Here is a 21,788-nt window from a genome sequence, read left to right as displayed (position 1 = left end):
TGTTCCCCCACTTACGTGTGGAACGCCTCGGATCAAAACGGAAGTCACGGGAACGAAAATAGGCTGAAACCCTTGATCTAGCAAGGCTCTCGCGGTTTTCATTAGATGAGAGTGGCTTTCAAAAAGACATTAAAAAGCCGGCTTGTGGCCGGCTTCTCGGGGACTGGCTTGGTTTATTTTTGGTAAACCGCGCCAGCCTTCAAAACGTACACCCGGATCTTGCGTCCGGCTGTGGGACTTGGCGAGAAAGTGATCTGCCTTGTCGGTGCGATCTGAGCCTTGGAAAGGGTCGATGCGCAAATGTGGGGCGCAGCATACTGATTTTTTTGAGGAATTCCCAGCTTGGCGTGCGGGGTAGAGCTTTGCGCTGAGGCTACGGGGCTTCGTATTTACAGGAACGGTACGGACGGTCTGCGTTTGTTGAGCGTGGACCACCAGAACACCCACCCCAATACCCTGATGTTCTGCTTGTCGATCTGCTCGGCGCTGAAGATCTCATCCGGATACTCAGCACGGTTGTGGCTGCGCAGTCGCAGCGCATTTCCCGGCATCCGGTGCAGGTACTTGATCCGCAACATCCCGTCGTGTTCGATCGCATAGATCTCGCCATCGATAATCTGCGTAAGCCCGCGATCAATGGCGAGGACAGAACCGTCTTCAATCTTTTCGGCCATGCTGTTACCGATCATGTGGGTGCAGATGGCATTGGCATGTTTGATTTCCAGGGAGTCGAGGTAGCTGTGGGGCAGGCGGATGGATTGGCCGGGGTCCTCGACGACGTGGGTTTTGTTGGAGCCTGGGGCGGTGGCGGTCTCTTTGAAGAAGGGCAGTTCGACGTCGATGGGCTCGATCACCGTGTAGATGCCCCGGATGGCCTGGGCGTCGAAGGTGTTGCCGGACTCGTCGAGCACACGCAGGCGTGAGGACTCTTTCGGGCCTTCGCCGGTTTTCAGCCAGTCACTGTTTACAGACAGAAGTCGGGAGACTTCTTCCATGCGATAAGCGGGCACACCACGGGTGTACCAGTTATGGATATTTTGCGCTTCCGTGTCGAAGAAAGCGGCAAATCCTGTCGTTGTGATGTTGGCTGCTTCGAGGAGCGCTCTGAACCGTGGGCCGCTAGTGTTCTTTTTCATAAACACGAGTCTACGGGCGCAGGATGGGGGTTTGAATAAACGACCCGTTCAAATTTCGAGGGAAATTTAAGACCGGATGTAAGACGCTTTTCGTAAAAAATAAACAGGCAAACACCCAGGCCGAAATGCTCAAAACTCATTGTTAAAAGCGTTCCAGGCGGGCACAAAAAACCCCGGATCAACCGGGGTTTTCCTTGAAGCGTGAGGCTAGAAACTAACCGTTGCTTCTCAGCCTTTGTAGGCGGCAACCGACTTGGTGATCGCGGCGCGGGCAGCGTCTGCGCCGTCCCAGCCTTCGATTTTCACCCATTTGCCTTTTTCGAGGTCTTTGTAGTTCGCGAAGAAGTGCTCGATCTGCTGGATCAGCAGGGCTGGCAGGTCGGTGTATTCCTTCACGTCCACGTACAGCTGGGACAGCTTGTCGTGTGGAACTGCGATGACTTTGGCATCGCCGCCACCGTCGTCGGTCATGTTCAGGATGCCGACTGGACGCGCGCGGATCACCGAACCTGGAGCAACCGGATAAGGAGTCACGACCAGCACGTCGAGGGGATCACCGTCGTCAGCCAGGGTGTTCGGGATGTAACCGTAGTTGGCCGGGTAGAACATTGGGGTGGCCATGAAACGGTCAACGAACAGGCAATCGCTGTCTTTGTCGATTTCGTACTTGATCGGCGCGTGGTTGGCCGGGATCTCGATCGCGACGTAGATGTCGTTCGGCAGGTCTTTGCCAGCCGGAATCTTGCTGTAGCTCATTGGGCGGTGCCCCCGTTAGTTGACCAAAAACACTTGGCCGGATTGACCAAAAAGTGGCGGCGATTATAGGCATATTCCGCCACCGTTGCTATGTGCCAGAGGTCGTGTAGACCTTAGTCGTGAGCCTGATAGACCGGATCATTGGCCTGAAGTTGCCTAAGCCTTGCCAAGGGATCCTGCCGGTAAAACAGCCTCAACTGCTCGTAGACCTGTGGATAAGCCTCGTGCAGCAGATCCGGGGCGCTGAAGAAGTATTCGCTGGTGACCGCGAAGAACTCGGCGGGGTTTTCCGCGGCGTACGGGTCGATGACGGTTTCAGCGTCCGGGTTGCGCTCCAGTTGCCGGTCGAGGTCGTCGTAGGCTTCCTGCATGACCTTGGCCCAGTCGCTGACGCGCATATCGGCGTGCAGCGGTGGCAGGCCATTGGCGTTGCCGTTGAGCATGTCGAGCTTGTGCGCGAGTTCGTGGATCACCAGGTTGTAGCCTTCCCAGCCACCGCTGGCCATCACGCCGGGCCAGGCGAGGATGATCGGGCCTTGCTGCCAGGCTTCGCCGCTGTGTTCACCATCCCATTCGTGTTCGACGCCGCTGGCATCGCGATGGCGCTGGGGGCTGAGGAAATCGTCGGGGTAGAGGATGACTTCGTGAAAGCCCTGATACCAGTTCAGATCACCCAAATGCATGAGCGGCAGTTGGGCCTGGGCGGCGAGCAGCAGGCGCTGCTCCTGGTGGAGTTCGACGCCGGGCAGTGCGGTCAGGTGTTTGTCTTGCAGGAACAGCACGCTGGCTTCGCGCAGCCACTGGTCTTCGGCCGCGCTGATGCCATCGAGGAAACTCAGGTGATGGCGCACCCGTTGCCACATGTCGTCGGCAATCGGATGCCTGGCCAGGGTGCGCCGGCGTCGCCAGGCGCTAAGGGACCACATCGTCAGTCAGCGGGGTTCGGCTTTGGACGCGGCATTAGCGAGGCGGCTGCGGATCACGCCGATGATCATCGGTAGCAGCGACACCAGGATGATGCCCACCACCAGCAGCGACAGATTTTTCTTGATGAACGGTACGTTGCCGAAGAAGTAACCGAGGGTTACCAGGCCGCCGACCCAGAGGAAGGTGCCGAAAATGCTGAAGGCGAAGAAGCGCGGGTAAGGCATTTTGCCAACGCCGGCGACGAACGGGGCAAACGTACGGATGATTGGCATGAAACGCGCCAGGGTCACGGTTTTGCCGCCATGTTTGTCGTAGAAATCGTGGGTTTGTTGCAGGTAATCGCGGCGGAAGATTTTCGAGTTCGGGTTACTGAACAGCCGTTCGCCGACGGTGCGGCCGATCACGTAGTTGGTGCTGTCGCCGAGGATCRCCGCCAGCATCAGCAGGCCGCCCAGCAGTACCGGATCCATGCCGCCGCCGGCCGCCACGGCGCCCGCGATGAACAGCAGGGAATCGCCCGGCAGGAACGGCATCACCACCAGCCCGGTTTCGCAGAAGATCACCATGAACAGGATGGCGTAGATCCATGCTCCGTAGTTGTTCACCAGCATCTCGAGGTAAACATCGAGATGCAGAATAACGTCGATCGGGTTGAAATCCATGGAAAGCACCTGTGGTGATGGCCCGACTCAGCAGGCCTGTGCGGATAGCTTCACGTAAGACTACAGCGGGGTGTGATTTTTCTTACGAGCCGTGAGGTGTGGGCATTATACGGGGTGAAAAGTGAAAAACGCGTCGAGTTTGTAGCGAGGAATGTCGATGTGTTGCGGAGTTTGTCGGAAAAGATCGCAGCCTTCGGCAGCTCCTCCAGGTTCGAGGTCGCCCCGGTCAATGTAGGCGCTGCCGAAGGCTGCGATCTTTATGGGGGGCCTTATAGCTCTTCACTGATCGGCAACACGTAGTTCTTGAACTCGGTGTCTTCCCTGAACCCGATGGATTCGTAGGTTTTCTGCGCGACTTCGTTGTTGCTGCTGGTGGAAACGCGCATGCGCACGGCATTGGTTTCCTTGGCCATTTTCTTCGCGGTGCGGATCAGGTTGTCGGCCACCAACTGACGGCGAGCGTCTTCGGCGACGTAGATGTCGTTGAGGATCCACACGCGTTTGAGCGAAAGAGACGAAAAGCTCGGGTACAACTGACAGAAACCCAATAGTTTGTTGTTGTCGTCATCGGCCAAGGCCAGATAGATCACCGACTCTTTGCGCCGCAGGCGCTTTTCGAGGAACGCCCGGGACGAGTCCGGATACGGCAGGGAACCGTAAAACTCGCGATATTTGACGAACAACGGGGTCAGCAGGTCCAGGTGTTCGAGGGTCGCTTGAATAATCCGCATGGTAGGTCTCGTCTTCAAGTGGCTGTCTTACATGGTGACGGCGATAGGAAACCCTTGGCGGCCGTGCATCGATCCTGCCTTAAACCGGAATAGAAACGCAATGCGGAAACGGTTCAGGCATCCGACGGGCTGAGTAGGAAATTACCTTTCAAACCTGCTCCTGTGTCCGACTCCAGCGTCTGAACCTGGGCTTCGTCCTTCAGACTGACCCCTGATAACTGCCGCCGACAGGCTTCGCGCATCAAATACAGCAAACGGTGTGCCGCCATGCCGTAACTCAAGCCTTCGAGCCGGACATTCGAGATGCAGTTGCGGTAGGCATCTGTCAGTCCGACCTTGGGATTATAGGTGAAATACAGCCCAAGGCTGTCTGGAGAGCTTAATCCAGGGCGTTCCCCGATCAGAATGACCACCATTTTTGCGCCCAGCAGCTCGCCAATCTCGTCAGCCACCGCAACCCGGCCTTGCTCCACCAGAATCACCGGCGACAGGGACCAGCCTTCAATGGCTGTCTGTTCTTCCATGCGTGCCAGAAACGGCAAGGTGTGGCGATGAACGGCCAGTGCCGAGAGGCCATCGGCCACCACCACGGCCAGATCCACCCCGCCAGGATGGGCTCGCGCGTAATCGCGCAGTGTCTGTGCCGACTCGTCACTCAACTTGCGCCCCAAATCGGGGCGCTGCAAATAGCTGTTCCGATCCGTGGCGGCACTGTGCAGCAGCAAACTCTCACGACCACGCTCGGTCAGTTGCGAACTGAGCGCCGAGTGATCGAAAGGCAGGTGCACCGCATCCCGGGCCTGGGCATGAGCGTACTGGAAATCCAGTTGTGCGCTGGTCGGCATACTGGTGCCGGTGCGACCCAGTGCAATGCGCGCCGGGGTCAGGCGACGCAGTTCCAGCAACGGATTTTGCGGATCGACGGGGGGCTTATCCATATAAACACTCATCCCAGTTGCGCCAATGCCTGGCGGAACGCCGGTGGCAGGCTGTTGCCGAAGTGAATTTTGCCGTCCGCCTGGGTGAAGATGCCCATGTTCGCCAGCCACTGTTCAAACTCCGGAGCCGGTTTCAGGCCCAGGGTTTGCCGGGCGTAGAGGGCGTCGTGGAATGAGGTGGTCTGGTAATTGAGCATGATGTCGTCGGAGCCGGGGATACCCATGATGAAGTTGATCCCGGCCACGCCCAGCAAGGTCAGTAGAGTGTCCATGTCGTCCTGGTCGGCTTCGGCATGGTTGGTGTAACAGATATCGCAGCCCATGGGGACGCCCAGCAGCTTGCCGCAGAAGTGGTCTTCGAGGCCGGCGCGGATGATCTGTTTACCGTTATAGAGGTATTCCGGGCCGATGAAGCCTACGACGGTGTTCACCAGAAACGGTTTGAAATGCCGTGCCACGGCATAGGCGCGGGTTTCACAGGTCTGTTGATCGATGCCGTGGTGGGCGTTGGCCGACAAGGCACTGCCTTGGCCGGTCTCGAAATACATCAGGTTTTGGCCCAGCGTGCCGCGGTTCAGGCTCAAACCCGCGTCGTAGCCTTCCTGTAAAACGTTGAGGTTGATACCGAAACTGGCGTTGGCCGCTTCGGTGCCGGCAATCGACTGGAACACCAGGTCCAGCGGAACCCCGCGATTGACCGCCTCGATGGAGGTGGTGACGTGGGTCAGCACGCAGGCCTGTGTCGGAATGTCGTAGCGCTGGATGATCGCGTCGAGCATTTCCAGAATGGCGCAGATCGAAGCGATGCTGTCGGTGGCCGGGTTGATGCCGATCATCGCGTCGCCGTTGCCGTACAGCAGGCCGTCGAGAATGCTGGCGGCGATGCCGGCCGGTTCGTCGGTGGGGTGATTGGGTTGCAGGCGCGTCGAGAGCCGACCGCGCAGGCCCAGGGTGCCGCGGAATTTCGTTACCACGCGGATTTTCTGCGCCACCAGCACCAGGTCTTGCACGCGCATGATCTTCGACACGGCGGCGACCATTTCCGGGGTCAGGCCGGGGGCGAGGGCGCGCAGGCTCTGTTCATCGGCGGCTTCGCTGAGCAGCCAGTCGCGGAAACCGCCGACGGTGAGGTGGCTGACCGCTTTAAAAGCCTGTTTGTCGTGGGTGTCGATGATCAGTCGGGTGACCTCATCGGCCTCGTAAGGAATCAGCACTTCCTCCAGGAAGTGGGCCAGCGGGGTGTCGGCCAGGGCCATTTGCGCGGCCACCCGCTCGCCATCGTTGAGGGCTGCAACGCCGGCCAGAAAGTCCCCGGAGCGCGCCGGGCTGGCTTTGGCCATGACCTCCTTGAGGCTGTCGAAGCGGTAGGTCTGGGCGCCGACGGTATGGGCAAATACGGCCATGGGGCGGTGTCCTCCTGATTCAATAAATATCTCAAATGCCCCACTAAACCCCTGTGGGAGCGGGTTTTGGTGCACTTCTATATGGCAGGCGCCGGGAATCAGCCCGGCGCCGGTGCAATTCAGACACCTTCGAGCATCGCATCCGCCGGCGCATCGGCGCGTTGCTTGGCGGTCAGTTGGAAATACAGGTAACCGGCCACCATGAAACCGAGGAACACACAGCCAATCAGCGCGTTGAACCAGGCCATCGCCACCAGGCACACCACCGCCAGAAACAACGCGATTCCTGGCACGATCGGGTAGCCCGGCGCGCGGAAGGTGCGTTCCAGGTTTGGCTCGGTTTTACGCAGTTTGAACAGGCTCAGCATACTGATGATGTACATCACGATGGCGCCGAATACCGACATGGTGATCATTGCAGCCGTCAGCGTCATGCCTTGCAGGTTGACCAGGCCGTCGCTGTAGATCGCCGCAATGCCGATCACGCCGCCCGCCAGGATCGCCCGGTGCGGGGTCTGGAAGCGCGACAGTTTGGCCAGGGAGGCCGGCAGGTAACCGGCGCGAGCCAGGGCGAAGAACTGTCGCGAATAGCCCAGAATGATGCCGTGGAAGCTCGCCACCAGACCGAACAGACCGATCCACACCAACATGTGCATCCAGCTCGAGTTGTTGCCGACCACGGCTTTCATCGCCTGAGGCAGCGGGTCGTTGATGTTCGACAGTTGGCGCCAGTCGCCGACACCGCCGGCCATGACCATCACGCCGATGGCGAGGAACACCAGGGTCAGAATGCCGCTGACGTAAGCCTTGGGAATCGTGCGTTTCGGGTCCTTGGCTTCTTCGGCGGCCATGGCTGCGCCTTCAATGGCGAGGAAAAACCAGATCGCGAACGGGATGGCCGCAAAGATGCCGGGAATCGAGGCCATGCTGAATTCGTTGGCGCCCGACCAGCCGTTGAGCACGAAGTTACTGAAGCTGAAGCCCGGTGCGACCACACCCATGAACACCAGCAATTCGGCGACGGCGAGCACGGTGACCACCAGTTCGAAGGTGGCCGCGATGCTCACGCCGAGGATGTTCAGGGTCATGAACACGAAATAGGCACCAACGGCGGCGACCTTCGGGTCCAGCTCGGGGTATTGCACGTTGAGGTAGGCGCCGATGGCCATGGCAATTGCCGGCGGCGCAAAGACGAATTCGATCAGGGTGGCGATGCCGGCGATCAGTCCGCCTCGTTCGCCGAAGGCCCGACGGCTGTAGGCAAACGGCCCGCCAGCGTGGGGAATGGCGGTGGTCAATTCGGTGAAACTGAAGATGAAGCAGGTGTACATCGTCGCCACCATCAATGCGGTGACGAGAAAACCCAGGGTACCTGCAGTGCCCCAGCCATAACTCCAGCCGAAATACTCGCCGGAAATCACCAGGCCAACGGCAATGCCCCATAGATGCAGGGTGCCGAGTGTGGGTTTGAGCTTTGTAGTAGAAGTCATAAGTCCTCTCTGTCTTTTTTATTGTTTGATCTGTTGGACTTTCGGGTGTGGCTTTCAGGTGTAGAGCGGGCACGCAAAGCCCATGCCAGACCGGCAGGGCGCTGTGGGTGGTGTCAATGGAGGCGCCTTCGCTGGCAAGCCATGCTGCCTACAGGTATTGCGCGATCCTGTAGGAGCTGGCGAAGCCTGCGATCTTTTCAACCGGGCGACGGGAGCTACCGACAAGCGAAGATCAAAAGATCGCAGCCTGCGGCAGCTCCTACGCCAGATTCAGATCCGTCGGCTTAGAAGAAGCCCAACGGATTGATGTCGTAGCTCACCAGCAGGTTTTTGGTCTGCTGATAGTGATCGAGCATCATTTTGTGGGTTTCACGGCCGACGCCAGACTTTTTGTAACCGCCGAACGCGGCGTGTGCCGGGTACAGGTGATAGCAGTTGGTCCACACGCGACCGGCCTTGATGGCGCGGCCCACGCGGTAGGCGCGGTTGATGTCGCGGGTCCAGAGGCCGGCACCCAGGCCGAACTCGGTGTCGTTGGCGATGGCCAGGGCCTCGGCTTCGTCCTTGAAGGTGGTGATGCTCACTACCGGGCCGAAGATTTCTTCCTGGAACACGCGCATTTTGTTGGTGCCCTTGAGCAGGGTCGGCTGGATGTAATACCCGGTCGCCAGGCTGCCCTCGAGTTTTTCTACCTTGCCACCGGTCAGCAGCTCGGCGCCTTCGCCCTTGGCGATCTCCAGGTACGAAAGGATTTTGTCGAATTGCTGCTCGGACGCCTGGGCGCCGACCATGGTGTCGGTGTCCAGCGGGTCGCCACGCTTGATCTGCAGGACTTTTTTCATGACAACTTCCATGAACTCGTCGTAGATCGACTCCTGTACCAGGGCGCGGGACGGGCAGGTGCAAACTTCGCCCTGGTTGAAGAATGCCAGCACCAGACCTTCAGCGGCTTTCTCGATGAAGGACGGTTCGGCCTGCATGACGTCTTCGAAGAAGATATTCGGCGACTTGCCACCCAGCTCCACGGTGGACGGAATGATGTTTTCGGCGGCGCATTTCATGATGTGCGAGCCGACTGGAGTCGAACCGGTGAAGGCGATCTTGGCGATGCGTTTGCTGGTGGCCAAGGCTTCACCAGCTTCTTTGCCGAAGCCTTGCACCACGTTGAGCACGCCAGGTGGCAACAGATCGCCGATCAGCTCCATCAGCACGGTAATGCCCAGCGGGGTTTGCTCGGCAGGTTTGAGGACGATGCAGTTACCGGCGGCCAGCGCCGGGGCGAGTTTCCAGGCGGCCATCAGAATCGGGAAGTTCCACGGGATGATCTGCCCGACCACGCCCAGCGGTTCATGGATGTGATAGGCCACGGTATTGCCGTCGATCTCGGCGGCACTGCCTTCCTGGGCGCGGATGCAACCGGCGAAGTAGCGGAAGTGGTCGGCGGCCAGCGGGATGTCGGCGTTGAGGGTTTCACGCACGGCCTTGCCGTTGTCCCAGGACTCGGTGATCGCCAGCAGTTCCAGGTTCTGTTCGATGCGATCGGCGATTTTCAGCAGCACCAGCGAGCGTGCCTGGGCGGACGTGGCGCCCCAGGCATCGGCGGCGGCATGGGCGGCGTCCAGGGCTTTTTCGATGTCTTCGGCCGTGGAGCGCGGGAATTCGGCAATCGGTTGGCCGTTGACCGGCGAAGTATTGGTGAAGTACTGACCTTTGACAGGCGCGACGAACTCGCCGCCGATGTAGTTACCGTACTTGCTCTTGAACGAAACGATAGCGCCTTCAGTACCGGGGTGAGCGTAACGCATGATGGGTTTCTCCTTGGCTTTTGTGCTTATAAGGGAGGACGCGCCAGAGCGCTGCATAAGCGTAGAGCAAAGGTCGGGCCAGCGCCTTGCAGGGCAGGTAAATCAAGGGCTTGTGTGTTTTTTGTCGGACGGCTGGGCGGTGCTTGTGACGCTTGCGGTACAACCCGTGTGACACTTTGTACCGCTTGTGGCACAGCCTGTGACCGATGGGTCTTGCCAGCATTGCATTGGAGGCCAGGCTGGAGGATGCTCGGTGCTCGCATGACTAAGTCACAGGGATTTGATGGCTGCTGCATAACCCCTGTAGGAGCCTTCGGCAGCTCCTACGGGGGCGGTGTAAACCGCTCGGGAGAATAATAAGAAATGCACGACAACCATTTGAGTCGCCATGCCCAGCAAGTGTTGACCGTGACCCAGGGAAAATCCCACCTGCACGGTCCCGGCAGCGATCCGTCCATTGCCCGTTCCTGGTTGCGATGCCTTGAGGACTATCACCTCGACCCGGCCCTGACCATGGCGCCGACGGTGCTGGAACATGGCCGCATCCTGGAAAGCCGCGAACGTTTGCAGCAAGTGTTGCAGATCGCCGGCAACGAAATGACCAGCCTTCACCAGCAACTCTCCGGCGCCGGCCACGCGGTGCTGCTGACCGACGCTCGCGGGGTGATCCTCAACTGCGTCACCGCGCCCGCCGAGCGGAAGATTTTCGAACGTGCCGGCCTTTGGCTTGGCGCCGACTGGAGCGAAGCCTGCGAAGGCACCAACGGCATCGGCACCTGCCTGGTGGAGCGCCAGTCCCTGACCATCCACCAGGACGAACACTTTCGCGGCCGCCACACTGGCCTGACCTGCTCGGCAAGCCCGGTGTTCGACCCCCATGGTGAACTGTTGGCGGTGCTCGACGTGTCTTCGGCGCGTCACGAGGTTTCGCGGCAGAGCCAGTTCCACACCATGGCCCTGGTCAATCTGTCGGCGAAGATGATCGAGAGCTGTTATTTCCTGCGTTACTTCGACAATCAATGGTTGCTGCGTTTTCACTTGCAGGCCGAATCCGTCGGACTGTTCAGCGAAGGGCTGCTGGCGTTCGACGGGGAAGGGCGGATCTGTGCGGTCAACCAGAGTGCGTTGAATTTGCTGGGGCATGTTCGCGGCGGGCTGTTGGGCCAGCCGGTGGAGGCGTTCTTCGATTGCTCGCTGGATGAATTGCTCGGCCGCGCGAGCGCCAATGCCAGCGCCAGCTGGCCGTTGCGCACCCGCGACGGGCGGCGGCTGTTTGCGGTGTTGCGCGGGCAGCCGCGCAGCATTCCTGCACCGGTGGTGCAAAGCTCGGCAGTGGCCGAGCGTCCACGGCTGTCGGGTATTTGCCTGGGTGACGCCGCGTTGCAGGAAGACTTCCGCAAGGCCTTGCGTGTATTTGAACGAGACGTGCCGTTACTGATCAACGGCGAAACCGGCTCTGGCAAGGAGGCTTTCGCCAAGGCCGTGCATCAGGCCAGCCAACGGGCGGAAAAATCGTTCGTCGCCCTCAATTGTGCGGCGATCCCCGAAAGCCTGATCGAAAGCGAGCTGTTCGGTTATCGCGGCGGCAGCTTCACCGGTGCCCGCAAGGAAGGCATGCGCGGCAAGTTGCAGCAGGCCGATGGAGGGACTTTATTCCTGGATGAAATCGGTGACATGCCGCTGAGCATGCAAACCCGGCTATTAAGGGTGCTGGAAGACCGTCAGGTGGTGCCGATTGGCGGCGAGCCGGAATCGGTCAATGTGCGGATCATCAGCGCCACTCACCGTAACCTGCTCGAAAGGGTGCAGGACGGCAGTTTCCGCGAGGATTTGTATTACCGGCTCAATGGGCTGGAAGTCGCATTGCCGGCCTTGCGCGAGCGCACGGATAAATCACAGTTGCTCGATTTTCTGCTGGCCGAAGAGGCGGGTGGGGAGACGGTATTGATTGATGCAGCGGCGCGGCAGGCCTTGCTGGATTTTGCCTGGCCGGGGAACGTGCGGCAGTTGCGCAATGTGCTGCGGACCCTGGCGGCGTTGTGTGACGGCGGTCGGATCGGGCTGGAAGATTTGCCGGCGATGATTCGTCAGGCCCGGCCGGTGACAGTGGTGACGATTGAAGAGCCGTCCGAGTATCCGCTGGACGATGCCGAGCGGCTGGCATTGCTCAACGCACTGGAACAGCAGCGCTGGCACATGACCCATACCGCCGAACAGTTGGGCGTGAGCCGCAATACCCTCTACCGGAAGCTGCGCAAACACGGCATCGCCCGCTAGGTTGTGACTGATCGTTCCCACGCTCTGCGTGGGAATGCCTCCCCGGACGCTCTGCGTCCGCTTTTGGGACGCAGAGCGTCCCTTGCTGCATTCCCACGCAGAGCGTGGGAACGAGCGTGGTTACAGCTAAAGAGTGCGATTTTCCCCTCCCTACGCTAACCTGCGGCCATGTTTTACGAGGTCGACTATGCACATTCATATTCTTGGTATTTGCGGCACTTTCATGGGTTCGATGGCGGTTCTGGCCAAAGAGCTGGGCCATCGCGTGACCGGCTCCGATGCCAACGTCTACCCGCCGATGAGCACTCAGCTGCAAGCCCAGGGCATTGAGTTGACCCAAGGTTACGACCCGGCGCAGCTCGATCCAGCCCCGGACCTGGTGGTGATCGGCAATGCCATGTCCCGCGGCAACCCGGCCGTCGAGTACGTGCTGAACAAAGGCCTGCCGTATGTCTCCGGCCCGCAATGGCTGGCGGATCACGTATTGCAAGGCCGCTGGGTGCTGGCGGTTGCCGGCACGCATGGCAAAACCACTACCAGCAGCATGCTCGCCTGGGTCCTGGAACACGCCGGCATGAGCCCGGGTTTCCTGATCGGCGGCGTACCGCAGAATTTCTCGGTATCGGCGCGTCTGGGCGATACACCGTTTTTCGTAATCGAGGCCGACGAATACGACAGCGCATTTTTCGACAAGCGCTCCAAGTTCGTTCACTACCGCCCGCGCACGGCGATCCTGAACAATCTAGAGTTCGATCATGCCGACATATTTCCTGATCTGGCGGCCATCGAGCGACAGTTCCACCATTTGGTGCGGACCATTCCGAGCGAAGGCCTGGTGATCCATCCGACCACCGAACCGGCCTTGCAGCGCGTGATCGAGATGGGCTGCTGGACCCCGGTGCAAACCACTGGTGCCGGCGGTCAATGGCAGGTCAAACTGCTCAGTGAAGATGGCTCGAAGTTCGAAGTGATGTTCGAAGGCGTCGCTCAAGGCGTGGTCGAGTGGGACATGACCGGTCAGCACAACGTCGCCAACGCCTTGGCCACCCTGGCCGCCGCGCGTCACGTCGGCGTCGTGCCGTCGATGGGCATCGCGGCACTGAGCGCGTTCAAAAGCGTGAAGCGCCGGATGGAAAAAGTCGCGGAAGTCCGTGGCATCACCATTTACGACGACTTCGCCCACCACCCGACCGCCATCGCCACCACCCTCGACGGTTTGCGCAAGCGCATCGGCGATGCGCCGCTGATCGCGATCATCGAGCCGCGCTCCAACTCCATGAAACTCGGTGCTCACCGCGATGGCTTGCCGGAAAGCGTGGTCGATGCCGATCAGGTGATCTGGTATTCGCCGGCCAACCTCGGTTGGGACCTGGGCGCCACGGCGGCGTTGTGCACCGTGCCGTCGATTGTCAGCGATTCGCTGGAAGGCATCATCGAGCGTGTGAAGAGCCAGGCCCAGCCCGGCACTCACGTGGTAATCATGAGCAACGGCGGCTTCGGCGGCCTGCACGGCAAACTGGCCGAGGCGCTGCAATGAACAATGGTCCGGAACGCATCACGCTGGCGATGACCGGCGCTTCGGGCGCCCAGTACGGCTTGCGCCTGCTCGACTGCCTGGTGCGTGAAGACCGCGAGGTGCACTTCCTGATTTCCAAGGCCGCGCAGCTGGTGATGGCCACCGAGACCGATGTCTCGCTGCCGTCCAAGCCGCAGATGATGCAAGCCTTCCTCACTGAATACACCGGCGCCGCCGCCGGGCAGATTCGGGTGTACGGCAAGGAAGACTGGATGTCGCCGGTGGCTTCGGGCTCCGGCTCGCCAGCGGCGATGGTGGTGGTGCCGTGTTCCACCGGGACCTTGTCGGCTATCGCGACCGGGGCCTGCAACAACTTGATCGAGCGGGCGGCGGACGTGACGTTGAAGGAGCGCCGCCAGCTGATTCTGGTACCGCGCGAGGCGCCGTATTCGAGCATTCATCTGGAAAATATGCTCAAGCTGTCGAACATGGGCGTGACGATTCTGCCGGCATCGCCAGGCTTCTATCATCAGCCGCAAACCATTGATGACTTGATCGACTTCGTCGTGGCGCGAATTCTCAATCTGCTGAACATTCCGCAAGACATGCTGCCGCGTTGGGGCGAGCACCATTTGAGCAGTGATGAATAAGCTGCTGATCATTCTGCTGGCGGTGCAACTGGCGGGCTGCGCCACGGCGCGCACCCTCGATGCCGCCAAGCCTGGGGCGCCGGTGGTGTATTCGGGGACACGTCTGGATTTGTATGCGATGAACGGCGGTTGCTGCGCCATGGACAGATTTGGCGCAGAGGCGCCGAGTTATCCCGGTGTTGATCTGCCGGCCAGTGCCTTGCTCGACACGCTGCTGTTGCCGTTGTCGTTGTTGACGGTCATCGGGGTTGGGTTTCAGGCGACCGGCGGGTTGTAAAAGGCAAAAGATCGCAGCCTTCGGCAGCTCCTACAGGTGCGATCTTTTGATCTTACTTGCCTAACTTGCGCAACTCATCCGACTCGACAATCCGCACGCCATCCTGCTCTTCCAGCGCCAGGCGCCACATGGCGCGGGCCAGTTGGCAGGCTTCGATGCCGTGGTATTTGCCCGGAATCAATTTCGACAACGGACCGGCAACCCGTTCGGCCAGTCGCGGCTCGGCGCGATCACCCAGCAACAGCGAAGGCCGGCAGATGGTCAGTTGCGGCCAATTCTGCGCGCGCAATGCGTGTTCCATCTCGCCTTTAACCCGGTTGTAGAAAATCGAGGATCTGCGGTCGGCCCCCAAGGCACTGATCACGATCAGGTGCCGTGCGCCCATTTCCCGGGCACGTTTGGCGAAGGCCACGACCATGTCCAGGTCCACCGCGCGAAACGCTTCCTCGGAGCCGGCCTGCTTGATCGTGGTCCCGAGGCAGCAGTAGGCGACGTCGACGCGACCGTTTAATTGCGGCAGAAACACCGTCGGGTCACCGACCGGGTTTTCCAGGTGAGGATGCTCGGCCAGTGGCCGGCGTGAGGGGGCTAATACTCGCGCAATCGTTGGCTCATTGAGCAGACGGTCAAGCAAATGCTCACCGGTTAACCCGGTAGCTCCGGCAAGCAATACGTGCTGAGGCGTCAAGTACATAATAATTCCCCCTTGATACTATTCAGCTTAGTTGCTCTTTTCATCCTTGCTGATAGAGACACTTTGCAGCGCCTTTCGTGCCTGCTGCTTGCGTAACAATTGCCAGTGGGCGAGCACGGCTTTCGGCGCCCAGATCTGTGGTTCGGAAGCTTCGAAGCTGTCGGCCAGCTCACGCTCGGCCACGGTGGCGCTGGCCCGTTTGAAGGCTTGCTCCAGGTCGTCGGTCTGGTTCAGCGCCTGGGCAAACAGCGCGTCGCCGAAATAAGTGAAGTTGGCTTCTTCCGAACACCCGAAAGACACTCGGTCGGCGCGCGAGGCGGTCATGATCAGGGTGTGTTCGTCCTTGAGGGCAGGGATGAAGCCGCCGGAATAACAGGACGAAATCACGATAATCTTGTCGCGCTTCCTCAGGGGCGCGAGAACGGCGGCGAGTTCATCGGCCGGCAGGTCGGCCAGTTCCATGCGTGGCTGGTCGAGTACCAGCTCGTGTTCACTGGAGCCATGGCTGGTCAGGTAAATGAACAGCAAGTCTTCCGGGCCACTGCGCTCGGCCAGGGTCTGGGCGGCGCGGCGCAGGTTTTCCCGGGTGGCCATCGGTCGGTCGCCGAGGTGGTCGCGATGGTTGACCAGGCGAATCTGGCCGAAAGCGCCGAAACGGCTGGCGAGCATGTTGGCGACGTAGTCGGATTCGCGCAGGAACACGCTCTGCTTGCCGTCACCGCCCAGAGTCAAGGTGTACAGTTCGACCGCCGGAGTCGAGGCCGGCACATTGGCCAGGGCTTCGTCGAGCAAGCGGCCCTGGGCCAGCAAGCCGAGTTCCAGGGTGTCGGGCAGCAGCTTGCCGTCGGCGTCGCGCACGCGCTGGCTGTTGATCCAGGTGCCGCTCAGCACCGTGCCATCGGTCAGCACCAACGTGCCTTTGCCCTGATAGTTGTCGCCGTCGAACTGGCCGATATAGAAACTGCCATCGGCCAGGTTCAAGCGGCCCTGGCCGGTAAAACGCCAGTCGCTGAACTGACCGATGTAGTGACTGCCGTCGGCGCCGATCAACTCGCCCTTGCCGTTCAGCACGCCTTCCTTGAACTGACCGATCCAGACATCGCCATCGGCGTTTTCGTAGCGACCCTTGCCATGCAGTTGATTGTTCTTGAACCCACCGACGTAGATATCGCCATCGGCGCTGTTGAAAGTGCCGTTGCCTTCCAGTTGGCCGTCGACGAAATGCCCGGTGAACTGATTGCCACTGGCATCGCTGCGCTGGCCTTCGCCGTTGGGTTTGCCGTGGGCGAACTGCCCCTGGTACTGGCTGCCGTCTTCGAGTTCCAGACGACCGAGCCCTGAATATTGGTCGGCCTTGAATTCGCCACGGTAGGTCATGGCGTTTTCTTTGAGGGTGCCTTCACCGTCCCGTCGACCGGCCTTGAAACCGCCGGTGTAGCTGCTGCCGGTGGTGGTCAGCGTGCCCTTTCCGTCGAACAGCCCCTGCTGGAATTGCCCGCGATAGACCTCGCCGTTGCTGCCGTGCCATTCGCCCTGGCCATGCCATTGACCTTTGTCGAAGTGACCGGCGTACCAGCTGCCGTTCGGGTAATCGATGCGGCCCTCGCCTTGCAGCAAGCCGTTGACCAGATCACCACGATAGCGTCCGCCGTCCGGCAGGCGGGCGTCGGGGGGCAACAGCGATTCGCCGTCGCCGCAAGCGGTGAGCATCAGGGTCAGGGCAAGGAGTGCAAGTGAGCGCATAGCGGGATCCGGGCAATTAGGCGACCGAGTATGCCGCAGCTATGTGTCCTTATACAGCGGGTAGAAAAGCAGACGGCGCGAAACAGCGTGAGCTGCTTCGCAATCAGGCACGTGTCAGACGAAGCAGAGGGACAGTGGCTCGGCGATATAGGCGGGTTTGTCCGATCCTTCGATTTCCAGCGTGGCGGTGGCCTTGAGCAGCCATTGGCCGGGTTTCTTCTCGGTGACGTCGTTCATGTCGACCTTGAGTCGAACCCTGGAATTAACCTTCACAGGCTGGATGAAACGCACGCTGTCCAGGCCATAGTTGACCACCATCTTCGCGCCTTCGGGCAGGATGAGGATGTCTTCCATCAGTTTGGGGATCAGCGACAACGACAGGAAACCATGGGCGATGGTGCTGCCAAAAGGCGTTTGCGCGGCTTTGACCGGGTCGACATGGATGAACTGATAATCGCCTGTGGCTTCTGCGAACAGGTTGATGCGTTCCTGGTCGATGGTGAGCCATTGGGAACATCCGAGTTCCTTGCCGACATAATCTTTGAGCTCTGCAACTGGAACATAGGGCATTGAGACTCTCCTTGGGTTCATCGGATTTATAGTTTTTCGAGTGGGGGGCTTGACCTCCCTGCGAACCACTTTAGATCAACATGACAAATTGCTCCGGTCAACTGACCATGCTTTTGGCGAATGCCGACTCATAGCGTGCTTATAATGTCGGGCCCCTTCTTGGTGGGGGAGAGCGCGGGAGAGGATGGATGCTGTTACGTGGCCTGACCTGGCTGGTGCTGTTTCAATTGCTCGGCACAGCCCTCAATCATCTGTTTTTGCCGGTGCTGCCGGGGCCGATCATTGGCCTGCTGTTGCTGCTGGGGTATCTGATCAGCCGCGGTCAAGTCGGCGAACCGCTGAACCTTGCGGCCAGCAGCCTGTTGCGTTATTTGCCGTTGCTGCTGGTGCCGCCGGCCGTGGGCGTGATGGTCTACGCCACTGACATTGCCGCGGATTTCTGGGCGATCACCGGTGCGCTGGTGTTGTCGCTGGTGCTGTCGATGGCCTTCGCCGGGGTGCTGATGCAGCGCATGGTCAAGCGTCACGCCCATTCCGAGGACAGCCAATGATGTTCGATTGGCACGGCGCCTGGGCGTCGGTGATTCATCATCCGCTGTTCGGCATCGGCATTACGCTGGGCGCGTATCAATTGGTGCTGGCGGCGTTCGAGAAAACCCGCTGGATTTTTCTGCAGCCGGTGCTGGTCTCCATGCTGCTGGTCATCGGCGTGCTGGTCAGTTGCGGCCTGAGTTACGTTGAGTACCGCAAGAGCACCGAGATCCTCAGTATCTTGCTCGGGCCGGCCACCGTTGCGCTGGCGGTGCCGCTGTACCTCAACCTGCGGCGGATTCGACAGTTGTTCTGGCCGATATTTACTACGCTGGTGATAGGTGGCGTGGTCGCCACGGGCATGGGTGTGCTGCTGGGTTGGTGGTTCGGCGCCGAACACATGATCCTGATGACCATGGCCCCCAAGTCGGTGACTTCGCCGATAGCCATGCTGGTGGCCGAGCAGATTGGTGGTGTCGCGGCACTGGCGGCGGTGTTCGTGTTGATCACCGGAGTGATCGGGGCGATCTTCGGGCCGAGTCTTTTGACCCGTCTCGGTGTCCACAGCCCGGAGGCCCGCGGTATGGCCCTGGGCATGACCGCCCACGCGGTCGGCACGGCGGTGGCCATGCAGGAAAGTGAAGAGTGCGGCGCCTTCGCGGCGCTGGCGATGAGTCTGATGGGCGTGGCCACGGCGGTATTCCTGCCGTTGGCGGTGTCGATGGTGGTGTAAGGAAATGTCTATGAGTCTGCCGCTTTTTCCGCTGAACACGGTGCTGTTTCCGGACTGCATCCTCGACTTGCAGATTTTCGAAGCGCGCTACCTGGACATGATCGGCCGTTGCATGAAACAGGGCAGCGGCTTCGGCGTGGTGTGCATTCTCGAGGGCGAAGAAGTCGGCATCGCTCCTGAAGGCTACGCGCGGGTGGGGTGCGAGGCGCTGATCACCGATTTTCATCAGCAGGACAACGGCCTGTTGGGCATTCGGGTAAAGGGCGGGCGGCGTTTCCACGTGGTGCGCACCGAGGTGCAGCGCGACCAGTTGATCATCGCCGAAGTCGAGTGGCTCAAAGATGAGCCTGAACAACCGTTACAGGATGAAGACGCCGACCTGGTCGCGCTGCTCAAGGCCTTGGCGGAACACCCGATGGTCGAAGCCCTGAGCATGGGCACCGAAGCGACGGGGCAACAGTCGCTGGCCAATCAGTTGGCGTATCTGTTGCCGTTTTCCGAAGTGGACAAGATCGACCTGCTGCAACTCGATGATCCGCAGCAACGGCTGGATGCGATTCAGGCGTTGCTGGATGAATTGCAGGGTGAGTTGTTCGCCTGATGTCCGCTAAAGATCGCAGCCTGCGGCAGCTCCTACAGGGTGTACGCAATCCAGCGTAGGAGCTGCCGAAGGCTGCGATCTTTTGATCTTCAATACGCGTACCGCAACAAAGCATGCGGCAAATGCCTCAACACAAAGAAGCCGAACAACGCCACCAACGACGGCAACACCAGCCACCAGACCTTGGGTGGCATGGCGTTGAGCGGCACCTGGCGTTGCGTCAGCCACAGGCTCGCCGCACACACGCAGGCCGCCAGCATCGCACCGGCCAGCACATCCGTCGGCCAATGCGCCCCCAGGTACACCCGCGACAGGGCAATCGCCAGCGCCGGCAAACAACCCAGCAGTAACCAGGTCAGGCGCATCCGCGGCGGCTGACCGCGACCGGCCAGCACCGCGAGCGTCAGAAACAGCGCGAACGAGCCCGAGGCGTGGCCGCTGGGCATGCTGTAGCTGGTCAGTGGATCGCTCAGCACTTCCGGGCGAATGCGGGCGAAAAAGTGCTTGGTTGCCGTGTTGCCCAGCGCGGTGAAAAGCAACGTGCTGCCGGCGAAGATCGCGTGCCGCCATTGTCGCTTCAGCAACAGCAGGGCCGTCAACAGGGCGCTGATCATAAACATGTTGCGGAATTCGCCGATCAGCGTGAACACCACCGCCACCTCATCGAGCGTCGGGCTGCGGTGCTCCTGCACCAGGGTCATTACCCCTTGATCAAGGGCGGTCAGGTGCGGGTAACCAATGAACAGTCCCGCCAGAATTAGAAAACTCATGCCGGTGATCAGCACCGTCGCCTTGCGATGGCGGCGCATGCTGCTGGTAATGCTCAAGCCCACCATGACGGCGATGCTGCCGGCAACGATCCCGGCCTCTGGCCAGAACCCTTCGGGCAACGGCAAGCGAATCGCCGCGCCGGTGGCCCAGCCGGGCAGCAGATAGGCAACGCTCCAGCCCGCGGCGGCCAACAGGCTGACGGCGGCGAAGCGGGGGAAGGGCATATCGAACATACCTGCGACCATCGGCAGCATTGGTCGCAACGGGCCGATAAAGCGTCCGACTAACAGGCTGGCAATGCCATAACGCTGGAAATAGGCTTCGGCCCCGGCGATCCATTCCGGATGATGGCGCAATCCCGGCAGGCGCCGGATGTTCTGGTGGAAATGTCGCCCCAGGAAATACGAAACGATGTCGCCCAGCACGCCGCCGAGGAAACCCAGCAGCAATGTTTCACCCAGCGACAGCGCGCCACTGCCGGCCAGTACTGCCACGGCAAACAACAACACCGTACCGGGTACGATCAGCCCGGCAATCGCCAGGCACTCCACACACGCCACTACGAACACTGCCATGGCCAGCCACTGCGGATTGACCGTCAGCCAACCGGTCACGCTATCGAGCCATGGGCCCATAAAAACAACTCCATCGAATGTTCACTTGGCCTCAAAGGGACGAATCTCCCAAATGCTAAAGGACCGCTACCACTGGGATTACCGTTTGCCCGGGCACGTTTCAAGTCAGCAAAAAATAATCGCGCCCTTCGACCTGACCCCGACGCATCGGATTGCGAGTGCAGTACGGCGCGTAAGCCGCATCGACGAAACGGTACATTAAATGTTCGTCGCGCCCCTGGGGGATGCCCAGGCGTGTGGTCTGGATGATATGGCCGGGCGCAGGCCCGATGTCTTCCACCAGCAGCACTTCATGGTCAAAGCGCTTGGCGTCCCAGACCGGCACCTTCAGCCCCAGCGCCTTGCACAGCAACGTCTGCCCGGCGCACAGCTTTTGTGAGGGGCGAGGGCGGCCCTGGGCGTCGGGATTGTTCAGCAGCATTTGCGCCAGGCTGGCTGGCCCGCTCAGTTCATCGACCCATGGATAGGCGGATTTGATCAGCACCGCATTGCCCGGACCTTGGGCACTGAAGTTCAGGGAATCGCCGCCGCGGGCGTAATACATATAGATGTGGCCGCCATCCAGAAACAAAGCCTTACGCTTTTCTGTGTAACCCAGGGAGGCGTGGCTACCCTTTTCTTCGCAGTAATAGGCTTCGGTCTCGATAATCCGGGCGCTGAGCCACAGGTCGTCGACCCGGTGACGGATGATTTTGCCCAGCAGGTCCCGGGCCAGCGTTTGGGCGTCGCGGTCGAAAAATGCATCCGGCAGCGCCTTGGGCGGGCAGGTTTCGGACGCACGAACAGTCAGGTTGGTCATGATGAACAGCGTTTATCAGGGCTGATTGAGTCGTGATGATAACAATATGCTAAGGGGGCGTTCTCAATGAGTTTCCCCGCCGCGCCGGGTCTGCTGTTGTGCAGGGCAAGGCGCGAGAAGCGTGGTTTGGTCATTCCAAATAA

The 21,788-nt window shown here is 60.2% G+C and carries 21 protein-coding genes; 7 read left to right on the top strand and 14 right to left on the bottom strand.

All coding sequences use genetic code 11. The features are described 5' to 3' along the window. Positions 1 to 389 precede the first annotated feature (389 nt). From AC1D2Q_RS22195 to exaC, 9 genes are all read right to left on the bottom strand, one after another. Positions 390 to 1,136, bottom strand: a complete 747-nt coding sequence (locus AC1D2Q_RS22195) for a S24 family peptidase (RefSeq protein ID WP_305410259.1) — start codon at positions 1,134 to 1,136, stop codon at positions 390 to 392. 228 nt (positions 1,137 to 1,364) lie between these two features. Further along, complete coding sequence (gene ppa, locus AC1D2Q_RS22190) at positions 1,365 to 1,892, bottom strand: inorganic diphosphatase (protein WP_007933577.1); 528 nt, start codon at positions 1,890 to 1,892, stop codon at positions 1,365 to 1,367. Between the two features lie 113 nt (positions 1,893 to 2,005). Further along, complete coding sequence (locus AC1D2Q_RS22185) at positions 2,006 to 2,818, bottom strand: M90 family metallopeptidase (RefSeq protein WP_477814560.1); 813 nt, start codon at positions 2,816 to 2,818, stop codon at positions 2,006 to 2,008. A gap of 6 nt (positions 2,819 to 2,824) precedes the next feature. Beyond that, the gene (locus AC1D2Q_RS22180; RefSeq protein ID WP_477814559.1) at positions 2,825 to 3,481 is read right to left on the bottom strand and encodes a DedA family protein; all 657 of its coding nucleotides are present in this window, start codon (positions 3,479 to 3,481) and stop codon (positions 2,825 to 2,827) included. A gap of 269 nt (positions 3,482 to 3,750) precedes the next feature. Continuing rightward, complete coding sequence (locus AC1D2Q_RS22175) at positions 3,751 to 4,212, bottom strand: GNAT family N-acetyltransferase (protein WP_477814558.1); 462 nt, start codon at positions 4,210 to 4,212, stop codon at positions 3,751 to 3,753. Positions 4,213 to 4,325: 113 nt separating this feature from the next. Then, on the bottom strand, positions 4,326 to 5,150 hold the full coding sequence (gene eutC / locus AC1D2Q_RS22170; protein ID WP_172901165.1) for an ethanolamine ammonia-lyase subunit EutC: 825 nt from the start codon (positions 5,148 to 5,150) through the stop codon (positions 4,326 to 4,328). Between the two features lie 8 nt (positions 5,151 to 5,158). Next, positions 5,159 to 6,553, bottom strand: coding sequence for an ethanolamine ammonia-lyase subunit EutB (locus tag AC1D2Q_RS22165; protein WP_018925735.1), 1,395 nt, complete (start codon positions 6,551 to 6,553; stop codon positions 5,159 to 5,161). Positions 6,554 to 6,672: 119 nt separating this feature from the next. Then, a complete protein-coding gene (gene eat, locus AC1D2Q_RS22160) occupies positions 6,673 to 8,043 on the bottom strand; it encodes an ethanolamine permease (RefSeq protein ID WP_477814557.1) in 1,371 nt (456 codons plus the stop codon). A gap of 284 nt (positions 8,044 to 8,327) precedes the next feature. Next, a complete protein-coding gene (gene exaC, locus AC1D2Q_RS22155) occupies positions 8,328 to 9,848 on the bottom strand; it encodes an acetaldehyde dehydrogenase ExaC (protein ID WP_477814556.1) in 1,521 nt (506 codons plus the stop codon). A gap of 363 nt (positions 9,849 to 10,211) precedes the next feature. Between exaC and AC1D2Q_RS22150 the strand changes: the two genes are divergently transcribed. The 4 genes from AC1D2Q_RS22150 (at position 10,212) to AC1D2Q_RS22135 (ending at position 14,568) form a co-directional block, all read left to right on the top strand. Beyond that, entirely contained in the window at positions 10,212 to 12,125 is a 1,914-nt protein-coding gene (locus tag AC1D2Q_RS22150; RefSeq protein WP_477814555.1) for a sigma-54-dependent Fis family transcriptional regulator, read from the top strand. A gap of 187 nt (positions 12,126 to 12,312) precedes the next feature. Next, entirely contained in the window at positions 12,313 to 13,662 is a 1,350-nt protein-coding gene (mpl, locus tag AC1D2Q_RS22145) for a UDP-N-acetylmuramate:L-alanyl-gamma-D-glutamyl-meso-diaminopimelate ligase (protein WP_019581356.1), read from the top strand. Then, complete coding sequence (ubiX, locus tag AC1D2Q_RS22140) at positions 13,659 to 14,291, top strand: flavin prenyltransferase UbiX (RefSeq protein WP_030129554.1); 633 nt, start codon at positions 13,659 to 13,661, stop codon at positions 14,289 to 14,291. The genes mpl and ubiX overlap by 4 nt, the downstream gene beginning before the upstream one ends. Then, the gene (locus AC1D2Q_RS22135; RefSeq protein ID WP_477814554.1) at positions 14,284 to 14,568 is read left to right on the top strand and encodes a YceK/YidQ family lipoprotein; all 285 of its coding nucleotides are present in this window, start codon (positions 14,284 to 14,286) and stop codon (positions 14,566 to 14,568) included. Before ubiX ends, AC1D2Q_RS22135 begins: the two co-directional genes overlap by 8 nt. Positions 14,569 to 14,620: 52 nt before the next feature. Here the strand turns inward: AC1D2Q_RS22135 and AC1D2Q_RS22130 are convergent, their stop codons facing one another. From AC1D2Q_RS22130 to AC1D2Q_RS22120, 3 genes are all read right to left on the bottom strand, one after another. After that, on the bottom strand, positions 14,621 to 15,262 hold the full coding sequence (locus AC1D2Q_RS22130) for an oxidoreductase (RefSeq protein WP_477814553.1): 642 nt from the start codon (positions 15,260 to 15,262) through the stop codon (positions 14,621 to 14,623). Between the two features lie 27 nt (positions 15,263 to 15,289). Beyond that, positions 15,290 to 17,005 carry a C13 family peptidase gene (locus tag AC1D2Q_RS22125; RefSeq protein ID WP_477814552.1) on the bottom strand — a complete coding sequence of 572 codons (1,716 nt, stop codon included), beginning with the start codon at positions 17,003 to 17,005 and terminating at the stop codon, positions 15,290 to 15,292. A 114-nt stretch (positions 17,006 to 17,119) separates the two neighbouring features. Next, on the bottom strand, positions 17,120 to 17,575 hold the full coding sequence (locus AC1D2Q_RS22120) for a MaoC family dehydratase (protein WP_018925744.1): 456 nt from the start codon (positions 17,573 to 17,575) through the stop codon (positions 17,120 to 17,122). 188 nt (positions 17,576 to 17,763) lie between these two features. Between AC1D2Q_RS22120 and AC1D2Q_RS22115 the strand changes: the two genes are divergently transcribed. Genes AC1D2Q_RS22115 through AC1D2Q_RS22105 form a run of 3 tightly spaced genes read left to right on the top strand, consistent with a single transcriptional unit; the run spans position 17,764 to position 19,440 of the window. Further along, a complete protein-coding gene (locus AC1D2Q_RS22115; protein WP_477814551.1) occupies positions 17,764 to 18,126 on the top strand; it encodes a CidA/LrgA family protein in 363 nt (120 codons plus the stop codon). Continuing rightward, entirely contained in the window at positions 18,123 to 18,839 is a 717-nt protein-coding gene (locus tag AC1D2Q_RS22110; RefSeq protein WP_018925746.1) for an LrgB family protein, read from the top strand. The genes AC1D2Q_RS22115 and AC1D2Q_RS22110 overlap by 4 nt, the downstream gene beginning before the upstream one ends. 10 nt (positions 18,840 to 18,849) lie before the next feature. Continuing rightward, complete coding sequence (locus AC1D2Q_RS22105; protein ID WP_477814550.1) at positions 18,850 to 19,440, top strand: LON peptidase substrate-binding domain-containing protein; 591 nt, start codon at positions 18,850 to 18,852, stop codon at positions 19,438 to 19,440. Positions 19,441 to 19,529: 89 nt separating this feature from the next. Here the strand turns inward: AC1D2Q_RS22105 and AC1D2Q_RS22100 are convergent, their stop codons facing one another. Together AC1D2Q_RS22100 and AC1D2Q_RS22095 are read right to left on the bottom strand one after the other, a co-directional pair. Next, on the bottom strand, positions 19,530 to 20,846 hold the full coding sequence (locus tag AC1D2Q_RS22100) for a bifunctional DedA family/phosphatase PAP2 family protein (protein ID WP_477814549.1): 1,317 nt from the start codon (positions 20,844 to 20,846) through the stop codon (positions 19,530 to 19,532). Positions 20,847 to 20,946: 100 nt separating this feature from the next. Then, positions 20,947 to 21,645 (bottom strand): DNA-3-methyladenine glycosylase, encoded by a 699-nt coding sequence (locus AC1D2Q_RS22095; RefSeq protein ID WP_477814548.1) that lies wholly within the window; start codon positions 21,643 to 21,645, stop codon positions 20,947 to 20,949. Positions 21,646 to 21,788 lie beyond the last annotated feature (143 nt).

This window comes from Pseudomonas sp. P1_A1, from assembly GCF_056406935.1.
Note: the sequence above shows the minus strand (reverse complement) of the source record. Positions and strands in the feature narration are given on the sequence as shown.

What these genes read in the sequence shown, in the direction of transcription:
- exaC (WP_477814556.1), bottom strand. Translation starts at nt 9,848, where the DNA reads ATGCGTTACGCTCACCCCGGTACTGAAGGCGCTATCGTTTCGTTCAAG.
- eutC (WP_172901165.1), bottom strand. Translation starts at nt 5,150, where the DNA reads ATGGATAAGCCCCCCGTCGATCCGCAAAATCCGTTGCTGGAACTGCGT.
- eat (WP_477814557.1), bottom strand. Translation starts at nt 8,043, where the DNA reads ATGACTTCTACTACAAAGCTCAAACCCACACTCGGCACCCTGCATCTA.
- AC1D2Q_RS22095 (WP_477814548.1), bottom strand. Translation starts at nt 21,645, where the DNA reads ATGACCAACCTGACTGTTCGTGCGTCCGAAACCTGCCCGCCCAAGGCG.
- mpl (WP_019581356.1), top strand. Translation starts at nt 12,313, where the DNA reads ATGCACATTCATATTCTTGGTATTTGCGGCACTTTCATGGGTTCGATG.
- AC1D2Q_RS22100 (WP_477814549.1), bottom strand. Translation starts at nt 20,846, where the DNA reads ATGGGCCCATGGCTCGATAGCGTGACCGGTTGGCTGACGGTCAATCCG.
- AC1D2Q_RS22135 (WP_477814554.1), top strand. Translation starts at nt 14,284, where the DNA reads ATGAATAAGCTGCTGATCATTCTGCTGGCGGTGCAACTGGCGGGCTGC.
- AC1D2Q_RS22105 (WP_477814550.1), top strand. Translation starts at nt 18,850, where the DNA reads ATGAGTCTGCCGCTTTTTCCGCTGAACACGGTGCTGTTTCCGGACTGC.
- AC1D2Q_RS22110 (WP_018925746.1), top strand. Translation starts at nt 18,123, where the DNA reads ATGATGTTCGATTGGCACGGCGCCTGGGCGTCGGTGATTCATCATCCG.
- AC1D2Q_RS22115 (WP_477814551.1), top strand. Translation starts at nt 17,764, where the DNA reads ATGCTGTTACGTGGCCTGACCTGGCTGGTGCTGTTTCAATTGCTCGGC.
- ppa (WP_007933577.1), bottom strand. Translation starts at nt 1,892, where the DNA reads ATGAGCTACAGCAAGATTCCGGCTGGCAAAGACCTGCCGAACGACATC.
- AC1D2Q_RS22120 (WP_018925744.1), bottom strand. Translation starts at nt 17,575, where the DNA reads ATGCCCTATGTTCCAGTTGCAGAGCTCAAAGATTATGTCGGCAAGGAA.
- AC1D2Q_RS22130 (WP_477814553.1), bottom strand. Translation starts at nt 15,262, where the DNA reads ATGTACTTGACGCCTCAGCACGTATTGCTTGCCGGAGCTACCGGGTTA.
- AC1D2Q_RS22185 (WP_477814560.1), bottom strand. Translation starts at nt 2,818, where the DNA reads ATGTGGTCCCTTAGCGCCTGGCGACGCCGGCGCACCCTGGCCAGGCAT.
- ubiX (WP_030129554.1), top strand. Translation starts at nt 13,659, where the DNA reads ATGAACAATGGTCCGGAACGCATCACGCTGGCGATGACCGGCGCTTCG.
- AC1D2Q_RS22150 (WP_477814555.1), top strand. Translation starts at nt 10,212, where the DNA reads ATGCACGACAACCATTTGAGTCGCCATGCCCAGCAAGTGTTGACCGTG.
- AC1D2Q_RS22125 (WP_477814552.1), bottom strand. Translation starts at nt 17,005, where the DNA reads ATGCGCTCACTTGCACTCCTTGCCCTGACCCTGATGCTCACCGCTTGC.
- AC1D2Q_RS22195 (WP_305410259.1), bottom strand. Translation starts at nt 1,136, where the DNA reads ATGAAAAAGAACACTAGCGGCCCACGGTTCAGAGCGCTCCTCGAAGCA.
- AC1D2Q_RS22175 (WP_477814558.1), bottom strand. Translation starts at nt 4,212, where the DNA reads ATGCGGATTATTCAAGCGACCCTCGAACACCTGGACCTGCTGACCCCG.
- AC1D2Q_RS22165 (WP_018925735.1), bottom strand. Translation starts at nt 6,553, where the DNA reads ATGGCCGTATTTGCCCATACCGTCGGCGCCCAGACCTACCGCTTCGAC.